The organism is Cupriavidus nantongensis, assembly GCF_041726985.1.
Taxonomy (GTDB): Bacteria; Pseudomonadota; Gammaproteobacteria; order Burkholderiales; family Burkholderiaceae; genus Cupriavidus; species Cupriavidus nantongensis_A.
Genome location: NZ_CP168302.1, coordinates 1,795,384 through 1,819,107 on the forward strand (window position 1 = coordinate 1,795,384; position 23,724 = coordinate 1,819,107).

Consider the following 23,724-nt stretch of genomic DNA (forward strand, 5'->3'; position numbering starts at 1 on the left):
CGTTGCTGGCGAAGGCCCGGCGATGCCTTAGCCGATCAGCAGCTGCCCCCGCATCGCGGCTACCAGGACAAAGCCGGCGAAGGTGCCGAAGATGGCGAAGATGCCGCCCAGCACGTTCGGGGCCGGTATCGGCGCCCGTACCGCAGTGTAAAGAAGACCCGTCACCAGGCCAACGGCCGCGGCCTGCAGTTCGGTACTGCCCAATGCAATTTCAACCATGTCATTCCCCCAACGCATGAGTTGCGATGATTCAGCGGCTGGCCGGCGGTCGCCCGAAGGCGATGGTCCGGCGCCACGCGTGGACGATCAGGTAGCCGATGTACGTGAACAGGATCGCGCAGATCCCGCCGGTGACATTCGGCGCGGGAATCGGCAGGTTGAGCCAGGAATACAGGGTGCCGGTGACCAGCCCGACCACCAGCGCCACCAGTTCGTTGCGGCCTATGTAGACGTATTGCATGCGCGTTCTCCGTGGCAGCCGCGGGCTCAGCCCTTGGCCTTGGGTGGGAAGATGGTGCGCGGCATGGTGCAGTGGATGCCCTGGGTGCCATCGACCACCTGGGTCACGCCGAAGTCCGCCGACACGCTCATCAGCGAATAGGCATCGTCGCGCGACAGCCCTTGTTGCTCGGTCAGCAGGTGGATCATGTCGCGGGCCGCGTTCCTGCCAGCTTCATCGAGGTCTTCGTGGAAGCCGTGCACCACCCAGCAGTCCGGCGTTTCCAGCAGCGGCGAGGGGAAATGGAAGTCCTTGCGCAGCACGATCTGGAACAGCACGTTGAGCGAGGCCTCGATCGCGGTGCCGCTGACTTCGCCGTCGCCCTGCGAGATATGCGGGTCGCCGATCGAGAACAGCGCGCCGTCGACCTGCACCGGGTAGTACATGGTGGCGCCCGCGCCGATGCGCCAGTTGTCGATATTGCCGCCGTGCAGCCCCGGCTCGACCGTGGTGACGCGCCCGCGCGCGTCGGGCGCGACGCCGGCGGTGCCAAGGTGCGGGCGCACCGGAACGCGCACGCCTGCCAGCGCCGGCTGGCGGCAGCATTCGCGCTCGTCGACCACCTTGCCGGGGATGGTCAGCTTGCCGGGATAGTCATAGGCGTAGAGCGCATGCGCGGTGTTGGAGGCCTGGTCCAGCTCGTAGATGGTGACGCGTTCCTTCTCGAACTCCTTGTACAGCTGGCCCCAGTTGGCGGCGACATTGGCGCCGAAGCGGAAGCGCGGAATCATCTGCAGGTAGCGCACCTCGAGCACGTCGCCCGGCTTCGCATCGTCGACATAGATCGGCCCGGTCATGATGTGCACGCCGGGGTGGCGGTCGTCGTGCGGAATCTTGCGGTAGATCTCGCGGATGGCGTCGTCCATCATCAGGTCGGGGGCGTCGCCGGCGTGGTGGGTCACGGCTTCGGCGCGGATCAGGTCGCCGCTCTTCACGGTCAGCGCGGGCGCCTGGGTGGCATCGAAGTAGCCCCAGTGGATGGTCTCGGGGCGGGCGGGCAGGTCGTGCAGCATGGTTGTCTCCTTGGTTTTTTTGCCGCCGTATCCACGACCGCATCCACAGCCGTTCAGCGGGTGATCGGCTGGCGTGGTCGAATCGGTCTGGAAACTGGCGATGTGTCGCAGGGGTTTTGGCCTGCTTCCGCTGGCGAGCTGGCGTCGCCGCGGTGAGTCAATACTAGGGAGCGGGCGTGCACGGGCAGTAGGGCGATTCCCCCCAAACTCTTGTGTAGCCGCGCACTAAGGTAAACCCGCTGTCGCCGACAGCCATCAGTCCAGGATCGGCGGAGTGTTAATTTTTGATTGACACCGTGTCAACGATCCATGGAATTGTCGACCCCGCCTTGACAGTGCAAAATCCGGGCGAAGCCCGGGCCGATGCACCGCGCGCCCGAACGACACACAAAAAGGAGATCGCCTGATGGCTGATACCAACAATTCCCCGCGCCTGCCGCTGGCCGGCGTGCGCGTGCTGGACCTGTCCCGCGTGCTGGCCGGACCCATGTGCACGCAGGCGCTGGGCGACCTGGGCGCGGAGGTGATCAAGGTCGAGCACCCCGGCCGCGGCGACGATACGCGCGACTGGGGCCTGCGCGTGGGCACGCGCAACACCGCTTACTTCAACAGCGCCAACCGCAACAAGCAGTCCATCGGCATCGATCTGCAGCAGCCCGAAGGGCAGCGCATCGTGCGCGAGCTGGCGGCCAAGTGCGACGTGCTGGTGCAAAACTTCAAGTTCGGCGGCATCGACAAGATGGGGCTGGGCTACGAGGCGCTGAAGGCGATCAACCCGGGGCTGGTCTATTGCTCCATCACCGGCTACCGCAGCAACGGCCCCGAGGCGACCCGCCCGGGCTACGACCTGGTGGTGCAGGGCGAGGCCGGCCTGATGGCGCTGAATGGCGAGGAAGGGCAGGGGCCGCTCAAGTTCGGCACCGCGGTGGTGGACATGTTCACCGGCATGTATTCGGCGCAGGCGGTGCTGGCCGCGCTGTACGACCGCCAGCGCACCGGCCAGGGCCGCCACGTGGAAATGGCGCTGTACGACTGCGGCCTGATGGTCACGGCCTACTACGGCCTGGAGGCGCTGCTGATGGGCGAGGACCCGCCCAAGTACGGCAACGCCCATCCGTCGATCGTTCCCTACGGCGTGTTCGACGCGGCCGATGGCCCGCTGGTGATCACGGTCGGCAACAACGCGCAGTTCCAGCGCTTCTGCACCGACGTGATCGAGCGTCCCGACCTTGCCGCCGACGAGCGCTTTGCCACTAACACCGGCCGCTCGGCCAACCGCCAGGCGCTGCTGCCGGAACTGCGTGCCGAACTGGCGCGCCGACCGCGCGAGCTGCTGCTGGCGCGGCTGAGCGCCGCCGGCATTCCGTGCGGCGAGGTGCTGGGGCTGCTCGAGGCGCTGCGCTCGCGGCGCTCGGCCGAAGCCGGCCTGCTGGCCGAGCTGCCCAATCCGGAAACCGGCCGGGTCGAGGTGCTGGCGCCGCCGTACCGGCTCGATGGCGAGCGCGTGCCGGTGCGCGCCGCGCCGCCGCTGCTGTCGCAGGACACGGAGCGCGTGCTGGGCGACCTGCTCGGCATGGACGCCGGGCGGGTGGCCACGCTGAAGGCTGCGGGGGTGGTGTAAGGGCCGGCGCAAGCCGGGCCGGTGGCTGGCCGGCGCGGGCTAAGACGCGTCAGGCTGCTGCGGCTCCGGCCACTTGCCCTTGCGCGGGAAGCGCATGTCGAACTCGGTGAACACGTGTTCCTCGGACCGGCAGCTGATGCCCGCGCCCCAGCTGCCCAGCACCTTCTGGCAGAACGCCAGCCCGATGCCGGTGCCGCGGTGCGCGGGGTAGGAGAAGAAGGGCTGGAACATCCGCGCCAGCACCTGCGGCGGCACGCCGGTAGCGGTGTCGCGGAACACCACGTGGACCGCGTCGGACTCGACCTCGCAGCGGATATGGATGGTGCCCTTGCCGGCGCGCCGGATCGCTTCCAGCGCGTTCTTCAGCAGGTTGGTCGTCACCAGGCCGAACAGCTGGGCGTTGCCCATCACGTAGGCACGGCCCGGCAGGTCGACCGTAACCCGCTCCATGTCGCCCGGCTCGAACGGAAAGCGGCCCACGGCGTCGCGGATCACCTCGCCCACTTCGAACAGTGCCTGGGTGGCGTTTTCCGGGTTCTTGGAGTTGGCCACCAGCAGCTCGATGCTGTTGCTGATATGGGCAAGGTCTGATTCCATCCGGGCCACGGCCTGCATCAGGCCGTCGCGCTGCGGCGTGTCCTGGTCCAGCGCCGCGGGCAGCCGGGCCTTCAGGCCGCGCGCGGTCATGGCCAGGCTGGTCAGCGGCGTGCGCAGTTCATGCGCGACGGTCGCCAGCGCGGCGGCCATGCCGCGCCGCTTCTGCTCGGCCAGCAGCTGGCGGTCCATCTTGATCACCACCAGCACCGCGATCACGAAGCCGATCACCGGCAACTGCAGCAGGATAGGCTCCCACGGGATGCCGCCCATGGAATTGCCCGCCAGCACGAACAGCGCAATCGCCGCCGCGCCGCCCGCGAACAGGGCGATGGTGGCGAACGCGGTGTTGAAGTGATACAGGATCACCACCGCGATGATGACCGACTCGGCCCACACCATCGAGCCACCGTTCTCCAGGTAGAAGAAGATGAAGGCGAACGGCAGGCCTACCGTGATGGCAAAGAGCGCATAGGGCGGCAGCCAGCGCCGGCCCGAGAATGCCGAGGCGAACAGCAGCGGCACGAACAACGCGGTGCAGGCCAGCCGCAGCCACAGGTTTTCATAGGGCTGCGGGAACACATAGGACCAGATCACGTAGTACAGCGGGTGGCCCACCACGCCCAGCGCGCCCACCATCTGGATCCGGCGCAGGCGGATGACGCTCTCCTCGTCCAGCAGCGTGGCCCGCGCGGCGGTCTCGAACACGGCCTGCCACGCCTTGCGCGCCAGCCCGGCAAGCGTGGTGCGGCCGTCCTCCGCTTGCGCTACCTTTGCATCCATCTCCAGGACTACTCCTCGCGGATGCCTGCGATCGGCCCGCTTGTGGGATTTTCAGGACTTGCGCCGGGCCCGGCGCGTCGAGGACCACTCTTCCAGCCGGACTTCATCGCGGATGCTGGCGAGCACGCCGACCAGGCGGTCGATTTCGGTGGCGCCAAGTTTCGCATGCAGCGTAAGTCGCATCAATGCCCGGTTCTTCGGCGTCGCCGGCGCACAGAATACCGCGCCGAAGATGCCGCGCCGCTGCAGCGCATCGCGCAGCACCTTTACCTGCGGCTCGGAGCCCGCCTCCAGCCCGATGATCTGCTCCGAGCCCTCACTGATGTTGTAGCCCAATGCGGCGATCGCGCCGCGGGTCTCGCGGGTGATCGCATGCAGCCGTGCGCGGCGCTCGTCCGCTGCGGCAATGAAGTCCGTGACCGCGTCGAACCACGCGATCTCGTGGCGCAGCAGCCCGGAGCTGAAGATGGCCGGCCGCGATTCCACCGCGTAAAAGTCCTTGAAGGCAGTCGAGCAGGCCACATAGCCGGCGCGCCCGGCAAAGGCCTTGGCCAGCGACGCGGTGCGGAAGTGCACGCGCTCCGACAGCCCCAGGGCCGGCACCAGGCCGCCGCCGCGCGGGCCGTGCGTACCGAGCGAGTGCGACTCGTCCACCACCAGCACGCAGCCGGACGCTTCGGCCAGTTCGACATAATCCACCAGCGGCGCCACGCTGCCGGTGGTGCTGTAGACCGAATCCACCATGATCACGCCCGGGCCGAAGCGCTGCAGCTGGCGGCGCACATGATCGCAATCGTTGTGGCGCACCGGCACCGCCTGCGCGCCCGCGGCGATGATGCCTTCCCACAGCGAGGCATGTCCGTTCATGTCGATATAGACCGGAATGCCGGGGCCGGCGATGCACTGCACCAGGCCCACGTTGGCGGCCCAGCCGGACTGCGCGATCAGCCCGTCCTCGGCCTGCATCAGGTCGGCGATCTTGCGCTCGACCCGGCGCTGCGGCGTATCGCCGTGCATGAACACGGACGACATCAGCAGCTCCGGCGCGTCATCGACAAAGGCCCGCATCTGCGCCTGCACCAGCGAGGCCTCGCCCAGCAGGCACAGGTAGTCGTTGCTGCTCAGGTGCAGCGCATCGGGGCCGGGCGCAAGCCCGTGCAGCAGGTGGTCCCCGCCCCAGAGCTTGCCCATGCGCTCTTCGAAATGCTGCGCCATGCGCGTGGTGATCCAGGGCGGCAGGTTCGGGGCTTTGTTGCGGCAGGCATGGTGGCGGGATTGCACAGGCTGGGCTTCGGCGAACATCGGTAGTCCTTCAACAGGATGAAAATCGGAGGGGAATTGGCTAGGCTTGCATGGCGCCTGCGCCAAAGCCAGCCGCCCATGCGTGGGGGGTGCCGCGCGCAACGTCTTCCCATGGCGCGCCGTGTGCCGGCATGCCATAGGGGCCCGGTTCATGTAGCGACCACTGTGCCAGTGTTAGCCAAGGATTGTGACGGGACTTCCACCAATCCCAATGTCTGCTTGCAGACTAGGTTGGCCAGGTAAATCGGTCACGCGGCAGCGCAAGGCTGCGGGTATTCAGAGGGATTTTTTGCACAAAACATGCTCGATTGAGCACTTGTGCTGAGCGGGCGCGAACCGGACGCGGGATGGCCCGGTGCGCTGCGATGGAAGGTCTGGGTGGTTTGCCGCGGTGCGGCACTGGCGGCCGCGCAGCGGGTGCGGGGCGGCTATGCACACGCACCGCTGACCCGCCGTAGTGCATCGATCCGGCAATCAGCCCGCGCCGGCGCCCTCCAGCGCCGCGCCGCGCGCTTCCAGGGTGCGGCGCGCAATATTGAGCTGGTGGATCTGCGTGGTGCCTTCATACAGCCGGAACAGCCGCACATCGCGATAGAAGCGTTCCGCGACGGTGCGGGCCATATACCCGCTGCCGCCGAACACCTGGACCGCGCGGTCCGCCACGCGGCCGGCCATTTCCGAGGCGAACAGCTTGCACATCGACGCCTCCATGGTCACGTCCTCGCCGGCATCGCGCTTGCGCGCGGTTTCGAGCACAAGCGCGCGCGCCGCGTGCAGTTCCGTGTTGCTGTCGGCAATCATCTGCTGCACCAGCTGATAGTCGGCAATCGGCTTGCCGAACTGGCGGCGCTGCGCTGCGTAGCGGACCATCTCGTCGACCAGCCGGATCGCCGGGCCCACGCACAGGCCGGCCAGGTTGATGCGCTGCTTGTTCAGCGCCTTCATCGCGGTCTTGAAGCCGACATTGGGTTTGCCGCCGACGATGGCGCTGGCCGGCACGCGGCAATTCTTCAGGTAGACGTCGCCTACGGGAGAACCGTGCTGGCCCATCTTGCGTTCCGGCTCGCTGGTGCTCAGGCCCGGCGTGCCGCGCTCGACCAGGAAGGCGCTGATGCCGTGCGCGCCCGGCGTGCCGGGGTCGGTGCGGGCGAACACGGTGAACAGGTCGGCGATCGGCGCATTGGTGATAAAGCACTTGCTGCCGTTCAGGACGTAGTGGTCGCCGTCCTGCCTGGCCGTGGTCTGCAGCGCGGTGGCATCGGAGCCGGCCCCCGGTTCGGTCAGCGCGAAGCAGCCGGTCATCTGGCCGGAGGCCAGCTGCGGCAGGTAGCGCTGGCGCTGCGCCTCGGTGCCGTCGGCCACCAGCGATTCGGAGGCGATGCCCGTATTGCCGCCGAAGCGGGCGCGGAACACCGTGGCCGCCTGCGACACCTCGATGTTCACCTGCGCCAGCTCTTCGGTGGTCAGGCCGGCGCCGCCGTAGGCTTCCGGAATGCTGTGACCGAACAGGCCGAGGCGGCGCATCTGCTCGACCACGGGCTCGGGGATGACATCGGTGCGGTCGATCTGCACCTCGAGCGGGATGCAGGTTTCCAGCACGAAGCGGCGGAGTTCGGCAAGCAGCGCTTGCTGGCGGGCGGAGTCGCGGATCATGAAGGGGTTCCGGTGGTGGGTTGAAGGTGGTAGGGACGCGGCTACTGTGCCGTGATGCCGGCGGTCTTCAGCACGCCGGTCCATTTCTTGGTTTCGGCATCGAGGAAGCGGTCGAACTCGGCCGCGGGTTGCGGGGCCAGGTCCATGCCGAGTTCGGCCAGGCGGCGTGCGGTGGCCGGGTCGGCGGTGGCGCGCGCGGCGGCGTCGGCCAGCTTGCGCACCACTGCGTCCGGCGTGCCCTGCGGCGCCACCAGCCCGAACCAGCCGCCCACTGCATAGCCAGGCAGCTGCGCTGCCTCGGCCACCGTCGGCACGTCCGGCAGCACCGCCGTGCGTTTGGCCGAGGTCACTGCCAGCGCGCGCAGCTTGCCGCTCTGCACCTGCTGGCGCGCAATGGCGGAGGTCAGTGCCATCATCGAGACGCGCGCGCCGAGCAGGTCGCTCAGGGCCTCGGGCTGGCCCTTGTAGGGGACGTGGGTCAGCTTGACGCGGGTCATCTGCGCCAGCAATTCCGCCGACAGGTGGTTCGAGGTGCCGATACCCGCGCTGGCGTAGGTCAGCGTGCCCGGCTGCTTGCGCGCGGCATCGAGCAGTTGCGGCAAAGTACGCAGCGGCGACGAGGCCGGCACCACGATCACGTTGGGCACGGCGCCGATGCCGGCCACGGCGCGGAAGTCCTTGCCGCCCTTGCCCTGGATCGACGGATTGAGCAGCGGCCCGACCACGAAGCTGGGGCTGACCGCCAGCAGCGTATAGCCGTCGGCGGGCGCCTTGGCGACGAGGTCGGCGCCAATGGCACCGCCGGCGCCGGTCTTGTTCTCGACGATCACCGGTTGCTGCAGCACCTTGGCCATGTTCTCGGCGGCGATGCGGGTGACCGAATCGACCACGCCGCCGGCCGAGAACGGTACGATGATCCGCACCGGGCGGTCCGGGAAGCGCGCCGCGTCGTCGGCGGCGGCCAGAGCGGCAGGCGCCAGCGCGGCGCAGGCCAGCAGGCCGGCAGCGAGCCGGCGCCATGGGTAAAAGGCATCCATCTTGTCTCCTTGGTTGCCTGCGCCCGGGACGTTGCCAGGCGCGAGGTCGGTCTCATGCAGGCCTCTGCCGGGCCGCTGTCATGGCCCTGCCGGCGACATTGCCGGCAGGCTGCGCTGGCACGCCACTGTCCCGTAGCGGGTCAGCGCGCGCAGCTCAGTTCGATCTGCCGCACCGCTTCGCGCAACCGGGGCGCCACCTCGCGCTCGAGCAGGTTGTCGCGATTGCGCGATGCCGCGATGGTGCAGTTCAGCGCGAACGGGTCCTCGTGCAGCGACTGGCGCAACGGCGCCGCGATCGCGTGGATCTCGGGCCGCCACTCGCCGCGGCTCAGGCAATAGCCGTGCGCGCGGTAATGCTTCTGGTCCTCCGTCCACATCTGGCGCTCCTGGCTGAAGCGCTGTGGGTCCTCCACCCGCAGCCGGTTCAGCAGCGCGGTGCGCTCGTCCGCGCTGCAGGCCAGCAGCACCGCGCGGCCGATCGCGCTGGCCAGCAAGGGGCGCGTGCTGCCGATGTCTGGCTGGTAGAAGTTGCCGGGGTCCAGCCGGCAACTGTCCACGTAGACCACCGACAGGCGCTCGCGCATGCCGAGGTTCACGGTACAGCCGGTTTCGCGCGCGATGGCCTCCATATAGGGCCGGGCCACCTGGCGGATCGCCAGCCCGGCCAGCATCGGATAAGCCAGCGCCAGCACGCCGGCGCCGAGCCGGTACTTCTGGTTGCCGGGCACGCGGCTGAGGAAGCCCAGCAGCCCCAGCGTGTACGTCAGCCGCGACACCGTCGCCTTGGGCAGCCCGGTGCGCGCCACGATGTCCTGATTGCCCAGCACTGGGCTGGACGGCGTAAAGGCGCGTAACACCTCCAGCCCGCGCGACAGGTTGATGGCGAACTGGCGGTCCGTGGCGAGGGCGTCCTCGCTGGCTAGGCCGGGCAGGGGCAGGGCTTCCGGGTTGCGGTCCATGCTGTGCGGTGGTTGCTTGGGTTCCATGCTGGGATCCGGAAAAGAGGGCGTCAATGTTGTAGCACGACCGTTCCGCACAGCGAAACCGTACTTGCGCCCGGGCGGGCTGCCTGCCACCTTGCAGCGGACAACCTTGCCGCCGGAGACCCGCATGCCAGACCCCCACGCCCAGCCTGTATCGCCCGAAGCACCCGCCGCCGGACCGCTCGCCGGCTTGCGCATCCTCGACATGGCCACCGTGGTGGCGGCACCGTTTTCCGCCACGTTGTGCGCCGACATGGGTGCAGAGGTGGTCAAGCTGGAATTGCCCGATGGCAGCGATCCGCTGCGCGGACTCGAACCGGTCACCGAAGAGCACGCCCTGTACTGGAAGGTCACCAACCGCGGCAAGCGCGGCATTTCACTGGACGTGCGAACGCCGCGCGGGCGCGAGATCTTCCTGCGCCTGCTGCCGCGCTTCGACGTGCTGGTGGAGAATTTCCGCACCGGCACGCTGGCGCGCTGGGGGCTCGATCTTGAAACGCTGCACGCGGCCAACCCCAGGCTGACCGTGCTGCGGCTGACCGGCTTCGGCCAGACCGGGCCCGATGCGGCGCGCCCGGGGTTTGCCCGCATCTTCGAAGCCAGGAGCGGCTTCACCAACCTGGCCGGCACGGCGCAGAGCGGGCCGATGCATATGAACTACCCGGTGGGCGACATGATCGCCGGCCTGTTCGGCGCCTTCGCCATCGCCACCGCGGTGGCCGAGCAGCGCGCCAGACCGGCCCAGCCCGGCCGCGAGATCGACCTGGCCGCCACCGAGGCGCTGTTCCGCCTGCTGGACCCGCTAGCCATCGAATACGAACAGCTCGGCCACGTGCGCCAGCGCGCCGGCAACCGCACCACCTACGCCGCGCCTTCGAATATGTACCGCACCGCTGACGATACCTGGGTCACCGTGGTGGCCTCGTCCGACGCCACCTTCCGCCGCCTGGCCGAGGCCATGGACGCGCCGCAACTGGCCCAGGCCCCGGAGTACGCCACCAACGCCGGCCGCGTGCGCCATATCGACGCCCTCGACGGCTGCATCGCCGAGTGGTTCGCAGCACAGCCGTACGACGCCGCGGCGGCGCGGCTGGAACAATGCCAGGTGCCGTTCAGCAAGGTCTTCAGCATCGCCGATATCGTCGAGGATCCGCAGATGGTGGCGCGCCAGGCCATCGTGCGGCTGCCCGATGCGGACCTTGGCACGGTGCCGGCGCCGTGCGTGGTGCCGCGGTTTTCGGGTTATGCGCCGGTGTTACCGCGGACCGGGCCGGATGTGGGGGAGCACAATGCGGAGGTGTATGGGGAGGTGGGGATTGGGGCGGAAGAGTTGGAGCGGTTGCGGGGGGAGGGGGTGGTTTGAGATATCGCGCCGACTCGCCCCCCCACACCCCCTCAGTCAATACTCGCCCCCGATTCCCGTACCAGCTTCGCCCACTTGTCCGTATCGCGGCGGATCAGCGCCGAGAACTGCTCCGGCGTCGCGGTCAGTGGCGCGGCCCCGGCCCCGGCCTGCACCAGCTTGTCCCGCATCGCCTTGTCCTGCGCGATGCGCGTGATTTCCTGCGACAAGCGGCTGGATACCTCGGGCGGCAATCCGCGCGGACCCACCACGCCGAACCAGACATCGGCCTCATAGCCCGCAATGCCCGCCTCGGCCATGGTCGGCACGTCGGGCAGTGCCGGCGAGCGCGTGGCGCTGGTCACGGCCAGTGCGCGCAGCCTGCCAGCCTTCACATGCGGCAGCGAGCCGGGCAGGTTGTCGAACATCAGTTGCACCTGGTTGGCAAGCAGGTCGGCCATCGCCGGGCCGCTGCCCTTGTAAGGCACGTGCACGATCTCGACGCCCGCCATCGACTTGAACAACTCGCCGGACAGGTGGTTGGTGGTGCCGTTGCCGGCCGAGCCCATATTTAGCTTGCCGGGATTGGCCTTGGCATAGCTGACCAACTCGCGCACGTTTTTCGGCGGCACATTCGGATTGACCACCAGGATGTTGGGCACGCCGGCGAACAAGGCCACCGCCGAGAAATCCTTCTGCGGATCGAACGGCAGCTTCTTGTAGAGGGTGGCGTTGATCGCTTGCGTCCCCACCGTGCCGAACATCAGCGTGTAGCCGTCGGCCGGCGCCTTGGCCACAAGGTCGGAGCCGATGGTGCCGCCGGCGCCCGGCCGGTTGTCCACCACCACCTGCTGGCCGAGGGTTTCGGACAAGCGCGTGGCCAGCACGCGGCCAAGCAGGTCGGTGGTGCCGCCGGGCGGAAAGGGCACCACCATGCGGATGGGCTTGTCGGGGTAGGGGCCGGCCATGGCGAGACTCGTCGCCAGCGTCAGACAGGTGGCAGCCAGGGCATGTGCAATGGTTTTCATGGGGGCAGGGTCTCCGTGGGACAAGGATAAGGGCAATGCCGGCTGCGATGCGCGCGCGGCTCAGCTTTGTGATGCAAGGTGGTTGACCGAGCGCTTCAGCGCCGCGCGCGCGGCGTCGAGGCGGGCCCGGGTGGCGTCGAGGCCTTCGCGCGCGCGGCGGGTGGCGGCGCGCTGCGCGGCGACGTTGTCGCGCACCAGTACCGGCGCGGGTCCGCCGGCGGCCATGCGCGCGGCGACGCCCTGTTCGGGATCGAGGCAGCGGGCGACCGCGGCGGCATCCAGCCCGGCCGCGCGGCCCGCGACGCGCATCGCGGCGGCATCGACCATGTCGGCGCTGATCTCGTCGGCGGGCAAGTGCTGGTCGAGCGCGTCGCGCACCACGGCACCGACGATGTGATGCGCCTGGCGAAACGACATGTCGGCCTCGCGCACCAGCGCATCGGCCAGGTCGGTCGCGGTGGAGAAATCGCGGCGCGCGCGCGCCAGCATGCCGGCGCGTAGCGGCGTGGCGTTGGCGATCACCAGCCGCAGCAGCGACAGGCAGCGCAGGCATTCGTCGCCGGCCTCCCAGAAGCCGCGCATGCTCTCGCGGTTGCCGTCGCCCGAGTGCGTGAAATGGCTGCCCTTGAGCGCCGCCAGCGCGCCGGTCAGCAGGCCGATCATGTGGCCGCCCTTGCCCTTCAGGTATTCCAGCACGACCGGGTTCTTCTTCTGCGGCATGATGCTGGAAGTGCCCGCCACGCTGTCCGGGAAGTCGATCAGGCCGAACTCGGGCGTGGCCCAGACGTACAGGTCCTGCGCCACGCGGCCCCAGCTCACCGCGCCGATGGTGATCGCCGCCAGCATCTCCCAGGCAAAGTCGCGCGAGGCTACCGCGTCGAGCGAATTCGGCGCATGGGTGGAAAACCCCAGCCAGCGTGCCGTGGCCGCGCGGTCGATCGCAAAGGCGGTGCCGGCCAGCGCGCCGGCGCCGAGCGGGCAGGCATCCAGACGCGCCAGCGCCTGCTCCATGCGCGCGATATCGCGGCCGAGCGACTCGGCAAAGCCGGCGAGGTAGTAGCCATAAGTGATCGGCTGAGCGGCCTGCAGGTGCGTATAGCCCGGCATCACCACTGCGGCATGGGCGTCGGCCTGCTCCAGCGCCACGGTGCGCACCGCCAGCATCGCTTCCAGGATATCGAGCGCCAGGTCGCGTGCACGCAGCCGGTCATGCGTGGCCAGGATGTCGTTGCGGCTGCGCGCGACATGCAACCTGCCGCCGGCATCGGCGCCGGCCATCTGCATCAGGTGCGCTTCGTAGTTGAAGTAGGCGTCCTCGCGCGCAGGATCCAGCGGTACGTTGGCAGGACCCTCGGCTTCGATGCGCAGCAGTGACTGCGCCAGCACCGCGGCCACGTCCGCCGGGACCAGTCCGGTGCCATGCAGCATCAGCAGGTGGGCCTGATTGATATCGGTCAGGTAGCGAAAGCCGCTGCCGAATTCACGCATCAGGCGCGGCAGGTAGATGTGCTCGCATACCTCGGCGGCGGTGGGCTGGGTCAGGCGTCGGCTGACTTTGGATTCCATGCTGTGTGATCTCCGAAACGATGGAGCAAGTATGGAAATCCGCTGGATATATCGTCAAATCAGCATTTCTCTCGGAGCTATGCGGATTTGATATGCTGCGGGGGACCCCGCCGACCCCAACCGCCACCACCCATGAACTACAAGCAGATCGAAGCGTTCCGCGCAGTCATGCTGACGCGCTCGATGACCGAAGCCGCCGCGCAGCTCCATACCTCGCAGCCCAACATCAGCCGCGTGATCGGGCAACTGGAGCGCGAGGCGGGCTTCCGGCTGTTCGAGCGCGTCGGCAACCGGCTCGCGCCGACCGACGAAGCCGAGGCCTTGTTTTTCGATGTGGAGCGCTCCTTCGTCGGCCTCGACAGCCTGCGCGAGTCGGCCCGGTCGATCCGTGAATCGGGCGTGGGCACGCTGCGCATCGGCACCGTGCCGTCGATCGCGATGAGCGTGATGCCGCAGGCAATCCTGGCCTTCCGCGAGCGCTATCCGGACGTGCCGATCGCCGTGCATACGAACGATTCGCCCACGGTCGCCAAATGGACCGCGGCGCGCTTCTGCGATATCGGGCTGGTGTCGTACCTGGCCGATACCACCGGCACCCGCAGCAAGTTGCTGCGCCGCGAGGACGGCGTGTGCATCGTGCCGGCGACGCACCGGCTGGCACGCAAGCGCCGCCTCCACGCCAGCGACCTCGATGGCGAGCGCTTTATCTCGCTCACGCATGGCGACGGCACCCGCGCCACGGTCGACGCCGCGTTCATGCCGGATGACCGGCGCGTGCTGACGCTGGAGACGCCCTATGCGGCCACCATCTGCACGATGGTGGGCATGGGGTTGGGGGTCAGCGTGGTCAACCCGCTGGTGGTGCGCAGCCTGAAGCCGGCGGGCGTCAAGGCGATTCCGTTCGAGCCGGTCATCGCTTTCGAGAGCCACATCCTGTTCAATCCGCAGCGGCCGGTGCCGGCGCTGGCGCAGTGGTTTCTGGAGTGTCTGCGGAAGGTGACCGGCTAAGTGGAAAACATCAAAGATCGCGGAGAAACTCGATCAATGCCGAGTTGACGAAGTCCGGCGCCTCCTGTTGTAGCCAATGCCCTGCCCGCGGAACGACTCGGGAGGCTGACAGTCTCGGCACGATCCGTGGCATGCCGGCAATGATGTCGTGCATGCCTGGCATTGCCAGACCTGTGTCTCGCTCGCCAACAAGGTACAGGGCGGGAACGTCGACGAGCAGGCCTTCCAAAGCAGCTTGCAATTCCCAATTGCGGTCGAGGTTGCGGTAGTAATTCAATCCCCCGCGAAAGCCAGTCGCATTGAAGGCTCGCACAAACTTGTCGAAGTCGGCGGGTGCGAGCCAGGCGGGCAATACAGGGGGATCAATCAAGGAGTCAAGGAGTCCACCATTCCGCGGCACGAGTCCGAAAGGATTGGGCGTACTAGCGTCACGGGCCCCGACGTCGCCCGATGCGGAAAAATAGATCTTGCGCAATGTTGTGGCAACGTCGCGCTCAAGTTCGGCTTCGGCCAACCCAGGTTCGGAAAAGTAGTGCGTATAAAACCATGTGTGGGCGTTCTGCGGAAACAACTTGCTCGGCGCCATCGGTGCACGGCCCATCATTGGCACCCCGAGCGCAGCGACAGCACGAAAGCGGTCCGGCCGAAGCAAAGCGGCTTGCCAGGCGATCGTTGCACCCCAATCGTTTCCGACAACAACTGCGTCTCGTTCTCCGAGAACGTCAACCAGCGCCACCAGGTCTCCGACAACGTCTAACGTTGTGTACGGGCCGATTGCCGTTGGACATTCGCTTGACCCGTAGCCTCGCAGATCCGGCGCCACTGCGCGAAAACCAGCGCATGCAAGTGCCGCCAGTTGATGGCGCCAGGCGTGAGAAGTCTCGGGAAAGCCGTGACAAAGAAGTACCAACGGACCGTCGCCCTGCTCAGCGACGTGGAGGCGTATTCCGTTTGCTTCAATAAAGGCCTGACGGATTGCGGTCATGATTGCTCTGGCACAGACGGTTGCACACAAAAATCCGGAAGCAGCGTAACATCAAAAGTTGCGCATTATCAAGTTTCTGAACATGCAACGCGATACCCGTCTGGCTCGACTTCTGCACGTCCTCATCCACATGCATCTTCGCGGAGGCACCACCACCTCTGAGACGATTGCGCTGATGCTGCATACCAATCCCGTCGTTGTTCGCCGAACGATGGCCGCGCTACGCGAATCGGGGTATGTAAAGTCGACCGGTGGTCCTGGTGGAGGATGGGCGCTCGCCTGCAATCTCAACGATCTGACGGTGAGAGATGTCTACGAGGCCATTGGACATACCGCACCGTTTGTGGTTGGCCTGACCGACGAGAATCGCGCTTGTCCGGTGGAGGCAGTGGTAAATCGGCACATCGCCGAAGCGTTGGGTTCAGCAGAAGGAACGTTGCTTCAATTGTTCGGCGAAAAGCGACTCTCGGAGATGGCCCAAGAGGCAACCTCGTACGGATTCAGAAATCGCTGACTCGCGAAAATGCGAGTGCAGGCTCAGGCTTGAGCAGGCGTCAGGGCAGCGCCAGGCACCATCGCCGGAGCGCTTCCCAATGCCTGGCCCACAACCCCCGCCACCATGTCCGCCGTCACCGCCGACAAGGTCCACCCCAAATGCCCGTGGCCAGTGTTGTAAAAGATGCAGGCCGCACGTCCTCGCCCCACGCGCGGCAGCATGTCGGGCAGCATCGGCCGCAGACCGGCCCATGGCACCACGCTGCGCGTGCTGATGCCGGGGAAGCACTGCTGCACCCAGTCCACCAGCGGGCGGATGCGGTCGGCGCGGATATCGCGGTTGGTGCCGTTGAACTCGGCGGTGCCTGCAACGCGGAAGCGGTCGTCGCCGAGGCGGCTGGTGACCAGCTTGGTTTCGTCGTCGAGCAGGCTGACCGTCGGTGCCGAGGCGCGGCTGGCATCGTCGGTCAGGTTGACGGTGATCGAATAGCCCTTGACCGGATAGATGTTGACGCGGTCGCCCAGCGCGGCGGCCAGTGCGCGGCTGGCGGTGCCGGCGCAGATCACGGCGCCGTCGAAGGTGGCGCTGGTGCTGTCGTTGCCGTCCTGCACGGTGATGGTGGCGCGCCGGCCGTCGGTCTTCACTGCACGCACATCTTGACCATACAGGCAGCACACGCCCAGGCGCGCGGCGGCGGCGGCCAGGCCGCTGGTGAACTTGTGAATGTCGCCGGTCGAATCGCTTTCAGTGAAGTAGCCACCGTAGTAGGAGCCCGCCAGTGTCGGCTCGATCGCGCGCATCTCCTGCGGGGTCACCGCGCGCCGCTCGAGCCCGCCTTGGGCCAGCAGCGCGGAGACCCGGCCAGCATGCTCGAAGCCGGCGCGGTCGCGGTAGATGTGGAGGATGCCGGCGCGCTTCAGGTCGAAGTCGATGCCTTCCTGCGCCGCCCACGCAAACAGGTGCTCGCGCGCGGCGATGGCCAGGCGCGCGGTCTCGATGGTATTGCGGCGGTAGTGGGGAATCGACGCGATGAACTCGGCGAACCACGACAGCTTGTGCCAGCTGGGCCGGGGATTGACCAGCAGCGGCGCATCGTTGCGCAGCATCCACTTCATCCCCTTGACGATGGTGGACCAGTGGGTCCAGACCTCGGCGTTGGAGGCGGAGAGCTGCCCGCCGTTGGCGAACGAGGTCTCCATGGCGGCATAGCGGTGCCGTTCGAACAGGGTGACGGAGAATCCGCGCCGGGCCAGCGCGTAGGCCGTGGTGACACCGGTGATGCCACCGCCAATGACAGCGATTGTCTTCATGATCTGCAGGTTCCGGGAACGTCGGGGGGGGAGTCCGCACGCAACATGCGTGGAGGACGCCCCCTCTGTTCTGGACCTGAGAGATTCACGACGCCTTGCCGCGGGGCGGGCGCGTTTGCTCCTTCGGTATGCCGGGCGGACGATGGCGTCCGGCATTCTTCAGAGTGCTGACGGGTGATGCCGGTCCTTTTGCCTGAGAGTTTCCGGGGCGGTTGCTCCTTCGGCGCCGTGCGCGGCGGGCGCCGCGACAGTCTCTCCCTGCATCACGCTGGCTTGACGCCAGTCGGGGCAATGTAGTGACAAGGCCGTGCATTGGATATGCGGGTTAACACGGATGCAGGCGGAATTGGCGCCGCTTGCCGCGTCGCTATGTCGCATCGGCCGGCGCCGCCAGACCCCATAAAATGTCAGCGCTCGCTCTCGGAGAGATGCGGGAGGTGCGCCTGCTGCCGCGCAGGCCAGCGAGCCAGAACAAGACAAAAACAAGGTATTCAGTGAAGAAGAATCGCATTGCACTGGCCGTTTCGGCAGTGCTGATGGGCCCCGCCGTGGCCGCCGCCCAAGCGGTGGAGGCGCCCGCGCCGCTGCAGGAGGTGGTGGTATCGGCCCGCCCCGAACGCGGCGAGATGCCCGCTATCCCGCCCAACACGCCGGCGCCGGCCTACGGCATCGGCAGCACGCGCATGGCCGACTTCAACGTGGTCAACACCGAGGATGCGCTGAAATACGCGCCCAACCTCGCCGTGCGCAAGCGCTTTATCGGCGATATGAATTCGATCATCTCGGTGCGTAGCACCAGTTCGCGCCAGTCGGCGCGCGGGCTGGTCTATGCGGACGGCCTGCTGCTGTCCAACCTGCTGGGCTCGGACTTCAGCTTCCCGCCGCGCTGGTCGCTGGTCAATGCCGCCGAGATCGAGCGCATGGACGTGCTGTACGGCCCTTATTCGGCGCTGTATCCCGGCAATTCGCTGGGCGCGACGGTGCTGATCACCACGCGCACGCCGGAGAAGTTCGAGGGCGATGCCAGCGTGCAGCTGTTCACCCAGCGCTTCAACCTGTATGGCACCCACGATAACTTCAACGGGGTGCATGCCAACGCCTATGTGGGTGATCGCGTCGGCGCGTTCTCGTGGCTGGTCAGCGTGGACCGGCAGGACAGCAAGAGCCAGCCGCTGAGCTTCTATACCGCGTCGCGCTCGACGCGGCCCGCGGGCGCGGCGGACACGCCGGTATCGGGCGCCTATTTCGACCAGGACCAGAGCGGGCGCGACCGCGTGGTGATGGGCGTGAACAGCGAGGGCGTTACGCACACCGTGCAGGACCAGCTCAAGCTCAAGCTCGGCTACGACATCACCAGCACGCTGCAGGCGCAGTTCACCGCCGCCTACTGGCAGCAGGACCGCTCCAACACCACCGGCAGCTACCTGCGCGATGCCAATGGCAACGTGGTGTCCGGCGGCCCGGTGAACATCGGCGGCTACCAGTACGTGATTCCGGCCAACGCCTTTGCGCCCGGCAATGGCGAGGATGCGCGCTGGCTCTACGGCCTGTCGCTGCGCACGCGCAACCAGGCGGGGTGGAACTTTTCCGGCGTGGCGTCGCTGTTCGATGTCAGCAAGGACGTAAGCCGCAGCGCCAATTCCGTCGGCAACGGACCGGGCACGGTCACCTATGGCGACGGCACCGGCTGGCGCACGCTCGACCTGAAGGCCGACTACCGCCCCGAGCGCCTTCAGGGCGGGCACTGGGTCACCTTCGGCTACCACTATGACAACTACCGGCTGAGCAACACCACCTACAACACCTCGGACTGGCGCGCGGCCACCATCACCGCGTTCAACAATGCCTTCACCGGCAAGACCGAGACCCAGGCGCTCTACGCGCAGGACGCCTGGTACTTTGCCGAGGACTGGAAGCTGATCCCCGGCGTGCGCTACGAGCACTGGCGCGCCTATGACGGCAGCCGCAGCCAGCCCGGCGTGGACATCGGCTATCCGGTGCGCAGCGAATCCAACTGGTCGCCCAAGCTGGCGCTGGAGAAGGCGTTCGGGCAGGACTGGCTGGGCCGGCTGTCGCTGGGCCAGGCCTATCGCTATCCCACCGTCAGCGAGCTGTTCCAGGGCCGCATCACCGGCACCGCGCTGATCAACAACGATCCCAACCTGCGGCCGGAGCGCTCGTTCTCGAAGGACCTGACCTTCGAACGCACGGTGGAGGCGTCGAACTTCCGCTTCTCGCTGTACGAGGACGATATCCGCGATGCGCTGGTCAGCCAGACCAACACCACGGTATTCCCCACCGTCACCAGTTTCCAGAACGTTGACCGGGTGCGCACGCGCGGCATCGAGCTGGCCTATGACGGGCGCGACGTGCTGGTGCGCGGCTTCGACCTGTCGGCCAGCGGCGCCTACAACCATTCGAAGACGCTGGAGAACGCCAGCAACCCGGCCTCGGTGGGCAAGTATTTCTACCGCATCCCGAAGTGGCGCGCCAACCTGGTGGGCACCTATCGCTTCACGCCGGCGTGGGCCGGCACGCTGGCGATGACCTATTCGGGCCGGCAGTACAATACGCTCGACAATTCGGACAGCAACCCCGACACCTTCGGCGGCACCAGCAGCTTCCTGACCTTCGACGTCAAGGTGACGTACAAGCCCGCAAAGAACGTTCGCCTCGGGCTTGGCATCGACAACCTCACCGACCAGCGCTATTACGTCTACCACCCGTACCCGGGCCGGACGTTCTACGCCGAGGCGAAACTTTCCTTCTGAGCACGTGAACACGCTGACCCCAACCCTGCCAGGCGCCCGCCGCGCTGTCCGCCTGATCGCTGCCGGACTGATGGCCTGTGCCACGCTGGCGTCGGCCATCGCGACCGCGCAGACGCACGGCAGCCACGCCGGACATGGCGGCCAGGCCAGGCCGAAAATGAGCGAGCTGGGCACCGGCGCCGCCTTCGACCGCGACGGCAAGCTGTGGATTGCCTACAAGGACGGCCAGCATGTCGCGGTGCGTTCGTCGACGGACTACGGTCGCAGCTTCAGCGAAGCGCGGCACGTCAACGCCACCCCGGAGCCCGTCGCCGCCGATCATGAAAGCCGCCCCAAGGTGGCTGCCGGCGCCGACGGGCAGGTCTACATCACCTGGACCCAGCCGCTGCCCAAGCCATGGACCGGCTTTATCCGCTTTGCGCGCTCCACTGACGGCGGCAAGACCTTTGCCGAACCGCTGACGGTGCATGCCAATCGCGACCAGATCGCGCACCGCTTCGACGCCATCGCGGTGGACCCGGCCGGGCGCGTCTTCGTCAGCTGGATCGACAAGCGCGACGTCGCCGCCGCCGAGGCGCGCAAGCAGCCGTATGCCGGTGCGGCGATCTACTACGCTGTCTCGGCCGACCAAGGCAAGACCTTCCAGGGCGACTACAAGATCGCCGACCAGTCATGCGAATGCTGCCGCATCGCGCTGACGCCCACGCCCGACGGCAGGATGCTGGCGCTGTGGCGCCATGTGTTCCCGCCCAACGCGCGCGACCACGCACTGGCTCTGCTGGGCGCCGACGGCAAGGCCACGCCGATGCAGCGCGCCACCTTCGACGACTGGCGCATCGACGCGTGCCCGCACCATGGCCCCGGCGCTTCGATGGCACCTGACGGCACGCTGCACATGGTCTGGTTCAGCATGCGCGACGGCAAGCCGACGGTGTCAGTGGGGCGCTGGCGCGACGGCAAGCTGCAGGCGCAACGCCCGCTCGATGACGCGCGTGCACAGCATGCCGATATCGTCGCGCTGAACGACAACGACATCGCGGTGGTGTGGAAATCGTTCGACGGCCAGCAGACGCGGCTCTCCGCCATGCTGTCGCACGATGGCGGCAAGACCTGGCAGACGCGCAAGCTGGCCGGCACCGAACGCGACTCCGACCAGCCACACCTGCTGCAGCACGCCGGCCGCGCCTACGTGCTGTGGCGCACCGAGGCCGAGGGTTTCCAGGTGTTCGCGCTCGGGCAGGAGGGCGCATGATGCGATCGCGCCGCCAACTGTTCGCCGCCGTTATTACCGCCGCCGTTGCCACATGCGCGCTGATGCTCGGCACCGCCAATGCAGCCGACCGCCTTGCCGTGTTCGAATCCGCCAGCGCCGCGCGCATCGCCGCCAGCCAGCAGGGCAAGCCTTTCGTGCTGGTGGTTTGGTCGCTGGATTGCGTCTATTGCAAGCGCAACTTCGACGCGCTTGGCAAGCTGCGCGCGCGGCATCCGGACTTGCGCGTCGTCACGCTGGCGACCGACAGTGCAGAGGCCTCGCCGCAGGTGCAAAAGATGCTCGAACGCGTCCGGCTCACGCGCAATGCGTGGGTATTCGGGCACGAGCCGCAGGAGCGGCTGCGCTATGCGGTCGACCCGGACTGGGTGGGGGAAATGCCGCGCACCTACTTCTATCGCGCCGACGGCCAGCGGCAGGGCGTGTCCGGCGTCATCAGCGAAGGCGACTGGGCCAGGCACCTGCGCTGGGCCGGCATCGCGAGCTGAGGCCGCGGCGGCGCCGGCCCGGCGCCGCCTTTCACGGCCTCACTCAGGACAGTTCCTTTGGCAGCTTGCCGCCGTTGGCGGCCAGCTCCTGCATCAGCCGCTTGTGCAGCCACACATTCATCGCCGCGGAATCGTTCATGTCGCCGCTGTAGTGCAGCTCGCGCGCGAGTTCCTTGCGGTGTTCCAGGCTGCTGTCAATGCCGAGCGCCTTCATCGTATCGACGATGGAGGTGCGCCAGTTCAGCGTCTGCCCGCTCTGCTGCGCCATCCGGTCCATGATGGCCTCGACATCGACGCCCGACAGCGGCGTTGCCTGAGACCCGGCCGGCGCCCCGGCCGGCGCACCGGTGGTGCCCTGCACGTTGCCCGCGGGCGCCGCGCCGGTGCCGGCGGTGGGCGCGGTGCCGGCCGGCGCGCCTGCTGAAGTCGGCGTTCCGGCGGCGGGCGGGGTGCCGGTGGTCGCGGTGGTGGTAGCCGCGGGCTTTTCCTTGCCCAGCAGCTTGTTGAGGATGTCCTTGAAGATGCTCATGGCGGGCTCCTGAATGAGGGATCGGGGCAGGAAACCCTTGCAGGTTCCGCGCCACCGCGGGGACGCGGTGCCATGGCGCGCGCAGGCCGCACCGTTTTGTAAATGCTGCATGTAGCGGGATCGGCTTCCCGCCGGCAGCGCTGGCATAGGCGACGTATCTCGCCACCGATATGCCCTTCATTACTCCTTGGGTCAGTAGTTTCCCCACTCTTCCTGTGTCGTCGGCAGAGATTATGATTCGAGCTCGATGGTTCATTAAAGAAACAGATGTTCAAATATGAACACACAACGGCGACTCGCGATTCGGGCGGGTCGTGGGCAGGCACGGAGGAGGCATGATGAAATTGCGCATATTCGCGTGCGGGCTCGCCGCGGCCATGCCGCTCGTGGCGGCTGCGCAGTCGGTGACGCTCTACGGCGTGGTCGATACGGGGGTGGAATACCTGAACCACGTTGGCGTGGGCGGGCATGCGCTGGTGCGCCAGCCGTCGTTGGCGGCGACCGTGCCGTCGCGCTGGGGGCTGCGCGGCTCGGAGGATCTCGGCAGCGGGCTGAAAAGCGTCTTCGTGCTGGAATCGGGGTTTGCGCCTGACTCCGGCGTGTCCAACCAGGGCGCACGCCTGTTCGGGCGCCAGGCCTTCGTCGGGCTGAGCGGGCCGTGGGGACAGGTCGGCTTCGGCCGCCAGTACACCATGCTGTTCTGGGCCCGGCTGGATACCGACATCCTGACCTCCAACGTCTATGGCGTCGGCTCGATCGACAGCTATATCCCCAACACGCGCGCCGACAACGCGGTGTCGTACAAGGGCAAGTTCGGTGGCGTCACCGTCGGCGCGACATACAGCCTGGGCCGCGATGCGGTGAATGCCGGGCCCGGACCCGCCGGCACAAACTGCGCGGGCGAGAACCCGGCGGATGCACGCGCGTGCCGCGAATGGTCCGCCATGCTGATGTACGAGACCGGCGGGTGGGGCGTGAGCGCGGCCTACGATTCGCTGCGCGGCGGCCCGGGCGCGTTTGGCGGCCTGACCCGCAGCAGCCTGAAGGACGACCGCTTCTCGCTGGGCGGCTACCTGCTGCTAGTGCGGACCAAGCTGGGCCTCGGCCTCCTGTCGCGCAATAACCAGGCGAGCGCCACCCCGCGCAGCGACCTGTGGTTTGCCGGCGCCTCGCACGACATCACGCCCGCGTTCAACCTTGCCGGCGAAATCTATTACCTGCGTTACCGGCACAGCGCCAACAGGGCCTGGCTGGGCGCCATCCGGGGCACCTATGCGTTCTCGAAGCGCACCTCTGTCTATGCCACCGCGGGCTATCTCGACAATCGCGGCCAGTCGGCGCTGTCGGTCAGCGGCGGCAGCCCGGGCGGCAATCCCGCGCCCGGCGGCAACCAGGCCGGCGTCATGCTGGGCCTCAAGCAGATCTTCTGAGCCGTTGCAGCATTCT

Annotated in this window: 21 protein-coding genes and 1 riboswitch; of the genes, 8 read left to right on the plus strand and 13 right to left on the minus strand. The window is 67.5% G+C overall.

Annotation, left to right across the window (positions count from 1 at the left end; all coding sequences use genetic code 11):
- Nucleotides 1-27: 27 nt before the first annotated feature.
- From ACEI37_RS07810 to ACEI37_RS07820, 3 genes are read right to left on the minus strand one after another with little or no spacing between them, the layout of a single operon-like run.
- A complete protein-coding gene (locus tag ACEI37_RS07810) occupies nucleotides 28-219 on the minus strand; it encodes a DUF1427 family protein (RefSeq protein WP_012355164.1) in 192 nt (63 codons plus the stop codon).
- 31 nt (nucleotides 220-250) lie between these two features.
- The gene (locus ACEI37_RS07815) at nucleotides 251-460 is read right to left on the minus strand and encodes a XapX domain-containing protein (protein ID WP_012355165.1); all 210 of its coding nucleotides are present in this window, start codon (nucleotides 458-460) and stop codon (nucleotides 251-253) included.
- Nucleotides 461-486: 26 nt separating this feature from the next.
- Nucleotides 487-1,512 carry an acetamidase/formamidase family protein gene (locus tag ACEI37_RS07820; protein ID WP_373376176.1) on the minus strand — a complete coding sequence of 342 codons (1,026 nt, stop codon included), beginning with the start codon at nucleotides 1,510-1,512 and terminating at the stop codon, nucleotides 487-489.
- A 406-nt stretch (nucleotides 1,513-1,918) separates the two neighbouring features.
- Between ACEI37_RS07820 and ACEI37_RS07825 the strand changes: the two genes are divergently transcribed.
- A complete protein-coding gene (locus tag ACEI37_RS07825) occupies nucleotides 1,919-3,133 on the plus strand; it encodes a CaiB/BaiF CoA transferase family protein (protein WP_373376177.1) in 1,215 nt (404 codons plus the stop codon).
- Between the two features lie 39 nt (nucleotides 3,134-3,172).
- Here the strand turns inward: ACEI37_RS07825 and ACEI37_RS07830 are convergent, their stop codons facing one another.
- The 5 genes from ACEI37_RS07830 to ACEI37_RS07850 all read right to left on the minus strand — a co-directional run bounded on the left by ACEI37_RS07830 (nucleotide 3,173) and on the right by ACEI37_RS07850 (nucleotide 9,488).
- The gene (locus ACEI37_RS07830; RefSeq protein WP_373376178.1) at nucleotides 3,173-4,510 is read right to left on the minus strand and encodes a sensor histidine kinase; all 1,338 of its coding nucleotides are present in this window, start codon (nucleotides 4,508-4,510) and stop codon (nucleotides 3,173-3,175) included.
- Between the two features lie 51 nt (nucleotides 4,511-4,561).
- Complete coding sequence (gene cqsA / locus ACEI37_RS07835) at nucleotides 4,562-5,812, minus strand: alpha-hydroxyketone-type quorum-sensing autoinducer synthase (RefSeq protein ID WP_373376179.1); 1,251 nt, start codon at nucleotides 5,810-5,812, stop codon at nucleotides 4,562-4,564.
- A gap of 474 nt (nucleotides 5,813-6,286) precedes the next feature.
- Nucleotides 6,287-7,465: an acyl-CoA dehydrogenase family protein gene (locus ACEI37_RS07840; RefSeq protein WP_373376180.1), complete on the minus strand. Its 1,179-nt coding sequence runs from the start codon at nucleotides 7,463-7,465 to the stop codon at nucleotides 6,287-6,289.
- Between the two features lie 41 nt (nucleotides 7,466-7,506).
- Nucleotides 7,507-8,502 (minus strand): tripartite tricarboxylate transporter substrate binding protein, encoded by a 996-nt coding sequence (locus ACEI37_RS07845; RefSeq protein ID WP_373376181.1) that lies wholly within the window; start codon nucleotides 8,500-8,502, stop codon nucleotides 7,507-7,509.
- A 140-nt stretch (nucleotides 8,503-8,642) separates the two neighbouring features.
- The gene (locus tag ACEI37_RS07850) at nucleotides 8,643-9,488 is read right to left on the minus strand and encodes an IclR family transcriptional regulator (RefSeq protein WP_373376182.1); all 846 of its coding nucleotides are present in this window, start codon (nucleotides 9,486-9,488) and stop codon (nucleotides 8,643-8,645) included.
- A gap of 124 nt (nucleotides 9,489-9,612) precedes the next feature.
- Between ACEI37_RS07850 and ACEI37_RS07855 the strand changes: the two genes are divergently transcribed.
- Complete coding sequence (locus tag ACEI37_RS07855) at nucleotides 9,613-10,848, plus strand: CaiB/BaiF CoA transferase family protein (protein ID WP_373376183.1); 1,236 nt, start codon at nucleotides 9,613-9,615, stop codon at nucleotides 10,846-10,848.
- Nucleotides 10,849-10,880: 32 nt separating this feature from the next.
- On the opposite strand, the gene ACEI37_RS07860 is transcribed toward ACEI37_RS07855, so the two are convergent.
- Both ACEI37_RS07860 and argH read right to left on the minus strand, forming a co-directional pair.
- Nucleotides 10,881-11,855 carry a Bug family tripartite tricarboxylate transporter substrate binding protein gene (locus ACEI37_RS07860; RefSeq protein ID WP_373376184.1) on the minus strand — a complete coding sequence of 325 codons (975 nt, stop codon included), beginning with the start codon at nucleotides 11,853-11,855 and terminating at the stop codon, nucleotides 10,881-10,883.
- A 60-nt stretch (nucleotides 11,856-11,915) separates the two neighbouring features.
- A complete protein-coding gene (argH, locus tag ACEI37_RS07865) occupies nucleotides 11,916-13,421 on the minus strand; it encodes an argininosuccinate lyase (protein WP_373376185.1) in 1,506 nt (501 codons plus the stop codon).
- Between the two features lie 132 nt (nucleotides 13,422-13,553).
- Here argH and ACEI37_RS07870 point away from each other — a divergent pair, with 132 nt between their 5' ends.
- A complete protein-coding gene (locus ACEI37_RS07870) occupies nucleotides 13,554-14,429 on the plus strand; it encodes a LysR family transcriptional regulator (protein WP_373376186.1) in 876 nt (291 codons plus the stop codon).
- A 10-nt stretch (nucleotides 14,430-14,439) separates the two neighbouring features.
- On the opposite strand, the gene ACEI37_RS07875 is transcribed toward ACEI37_RS07870, so the two are convergent.
- Nucleotides 14,440-15,414: an alpha/beta fold hydrolase gene (locus tag ACEI37_RS07875; RefSeq protein WP_373376187.1), complete on the minus strand. Its 975-nt coding sequence runs from the start codon at nucleotides 15,412-15,414 to the stop codon at nucleotides 14,440-14,442.
- A gap of 82 nt (nucleotides 15,415-15,496) precedes the next feature.
- Between ACEI37_RS07875 and ACEI37_RS07880 the strand changes: the two genes are divergently transcribed.
- The gene (locus ACEI37_RS07880; protein ID WP_373376188.1) at nucleotides 15,497-15,928 is read left to right on the plus strand and encodes an Rrf2 family transcriptional regulator; all 432 of its coding nucleotides are present in this window, start codon (nucleotides 15,497-15,499) and stop codon (nucleotides 15,926-15,928) included.
- Between the two features lie 23 nt (nucleotides 15,929-15,951).
- Here ACEI37_RS07880 and ACEI37_RS07885 read toward each other — a convergent pair whose 3' ends face one another.
- Nucleotides 15,952-17,220, minus strand: coding sequence for a D-amino acid dehydrogenase (locus ACEI37_RS07885; RefSeq protein ID WP_373376189.1), 1,269 nt, complete (start codon nucleotides 17,218-17,220; stop codon nucleotides 15,952-15,954).
- 171 nt (nucleotides 17,221-17,391) lie between these two features.
- Nucleotides 17,392-17,490, minus strand: a riboswitch (glycine riboswitch).
- Nucleotides 17,491-17,714: 224 nt separating this feature from the next.
- Here ACEI37_RS07885 and ACEI37_RS07890 point away from each other — a divergent pair.
- From ACEI37_RS07890 to ACEI37_RS07900, 3 genes are read left to right on the plus strand one after another with little or no spacing between them, the layout of a single operon-like run.
- Nucleotides 17,715-19,991: a TonB-dependent receptor gene (locus ACEI37_RS07890; protein WP_373376190.1), complete on the plus strand. Its 2,277-nt coding sequence runs from the start codon at nucleotides 17,715-17,717 to the stop codon at nucleotides 19,989-19,991.
- Between the two features lie 4 nt (nucleotides 19,992-19,995).
- Complete coding sequence (locus ACEI37_RS07895) at nucleotides 19,996-21,243, plus strand: sialidase family protein (protein ID WP_373376191.1); 1,248 nt, start codon at nucleotides 19,996-19,998, stop codon at nucleotides 21,241-21,243.
- Entirely contained in the window at nucleotides 21,240-21,749 is a 510-nt protein-coding gene (locus ACEI37_RS07900) for a TlpA family protein disulfide reductase (protein WP_373376192.1), read from the plus strand. The genes ACEI37_RS07895 and ACEI37_RS07900 overlap by 4 nt, the downstream gene beginning before the upstream one ends.
- Nucleotides 21,750-21,792: 43 nt before the next feature.
- On the opposite strand, the gene ACEI37_RS07905 is transcribed toward ACEI37_RS07900, so the two are convergent.
- Nucleotides 21,793-22,278: a DUF3597 domain-containing protein gene (locus ACEI37_RS07905; protein ID WP_373376193.1), complete on the minus strand. Its 486-nt coding sequence runs from the start codon at nucleotides 22,276-22,278 to the stop codon at nucleotides 21,793-21,795.
- Between the two features lie 338 nt (nucleotides 22,279-22,616).
- Here ACEI37_RS07905 and ACEI37_RS07910 point away from each other — a divergent pair, with 338 nt between their 5' ends.
- The gene (locus tag ACEI37_RS07910; protein WP_373376194.1) at nucleotides 22,617-23,708 is read left to right on the plus strand and encodes a porin; all 1,092 of its coding nucleotides are present in this window, start codon (nucleotides 22,617-22,619) and stop codon (nucleotides 23,706-23,708) included.
- Nucleotides 23,709-23,724: the final 16 nt, after the last annotated feature.

Excerpts from the sequence above, each read along its gene's own strand:
- ACEI37_RS07810 (WP_012355164.1), bottom strand. The coding sequence starts at position 219 with ATGGTTGAAATTGCATTGGGCAGTACCGAACTGCAGGCCGCGGCCGTT.
- ACEI37_RS07815 (WP_012355165.1), bottom strand. The coding sequence starts at position 460 with ATGCAATACGTCTACATAGGCCGCAACGAACTGGTGGCGCTGGTGGTC.
- ACEI37_RS07820 (WP_373376176.1), bottom strand. The coding sequence starts at position 1,512 with ATGCTGCACGACCTGCCCGCCCGCCCCGAGACCATCCACTGGGGCTAC.
- ACEI37_RS07825 (WP_373376177.1), top strand. The coding sequence starts at position 1,919 with ATGGCTGATACCAACAATTCCCCGCGCCTGCCGCTGGCCGGCGTGCGC.
- ACEI37_RS07830 (WP_373376178.1), bottom strand. The coding sequence starts at position 4,510 with ATGGATGCAAAGGTAGCGCAAGCGGAGGACGGCCGCACCACGCTTGCC.
- cqsA (WP_373376179.1), bottom strand. The coding sequence starts at position 5,812 with ATGTTCGCCGAAGCCCAGCCTGTGCAATCCCGCCACCATGCCTGCCGC.
- ACEI37_RS07840 (WP_373376180.1), bottom strand. The coding sequence starts at position 7,465 with ATGATCCGCGACTCCGCCCGCCAGCAAGCGCTGCTTGCCGAACTCCGC.
- ACEI37_RS07845 (WP_373376181.1), bottom strand. The coding sequence starts at position 8,502 with ATGGATGCCTTTTACCCATGGCGCCGGCTCGCTGCCGGCCTGCTGGCC.
- ACEI37_RS07850 (WP_373376182.1), bottom strand. The coding sequence starts at position 9,488 with ATGGAACCCAAGCAACCACCGCACAGCATGGACCGCAACCCGGAAGCC.
- ACEI37_RS07855 (WP_373376183.1), top strand. The coding sequence starts at position 9,613 with ATGCCAGACCCCCACGCCCAGCCTGTATCGCCCGAAGCACCCGCCGCC.
- ACEI37_RS07860 (WP_373376184.1), bottom strand. The coding sequence starts at position 11,855 with ATGAAAACCATTGCACATGCCCTGGCTGCCACCTGTCTGACGCTGGCG.
- argH (WP_373376185.1), bottom strand. The coding sequence starts at position 13,421 with ATGGAATCCAAAGTCAGCCGACGCCTGACCCAGCCCACCGCCGCCGAG.
- ACEI37_RS07870 (WP_373376186.1), top strand. The coding sequence starts at position 13,554 with ATGAACTACAAGCAGATCGAAGCGTTCCGCGCAGTCATGCTGACGCGC.
- ACEI37_RS07875 (WP_373376187.1), bottom strand. The coding sequence starts at position 15,414 with ATGACCGCAATCCGTCAGGCCTTTATTGAAGCAAACGGAATACGCCTC.
- ACEI37_RS07880 (WP_373376188.1), top strand. The coding sequence starts at position 15,497 with ATGCAACGCGATACCCGTCTGGCTCGACTTCTGCACGTCCTCATCCAC.
- ACEI37_RS07885 (WP_373376189.1), bottom strand. The coding sequence starts at position 17,220 with ATGAAGACAATCGCTGTCATTGGCGGTGGCATCACCGGTGTCACCACG.
- ACEI37_RS07900 (WP_373376192.1), top strand. The coding sequence starts at position 21,240 with ATGATGCGATCGCGCCGCCAACTGTTCGCCGCCGTTATTACCGCCGCC.
- ACEI37_RS07905 (WP_373376193.1), bottom strand. The coding sequence starts at position 22,278 with ATGAGCATCTTCAAGGACATCCTCAACAAGCTGCTGGGCAAGGAAAAG.
- ACEI37_RS07910 (WP_373376194.1), top strand. The coding sequence starts at position 22,617 with ATGAAATTGCGCATATTCGCGTGCGGGCTCGCCGCGGCCATGCCGCTC.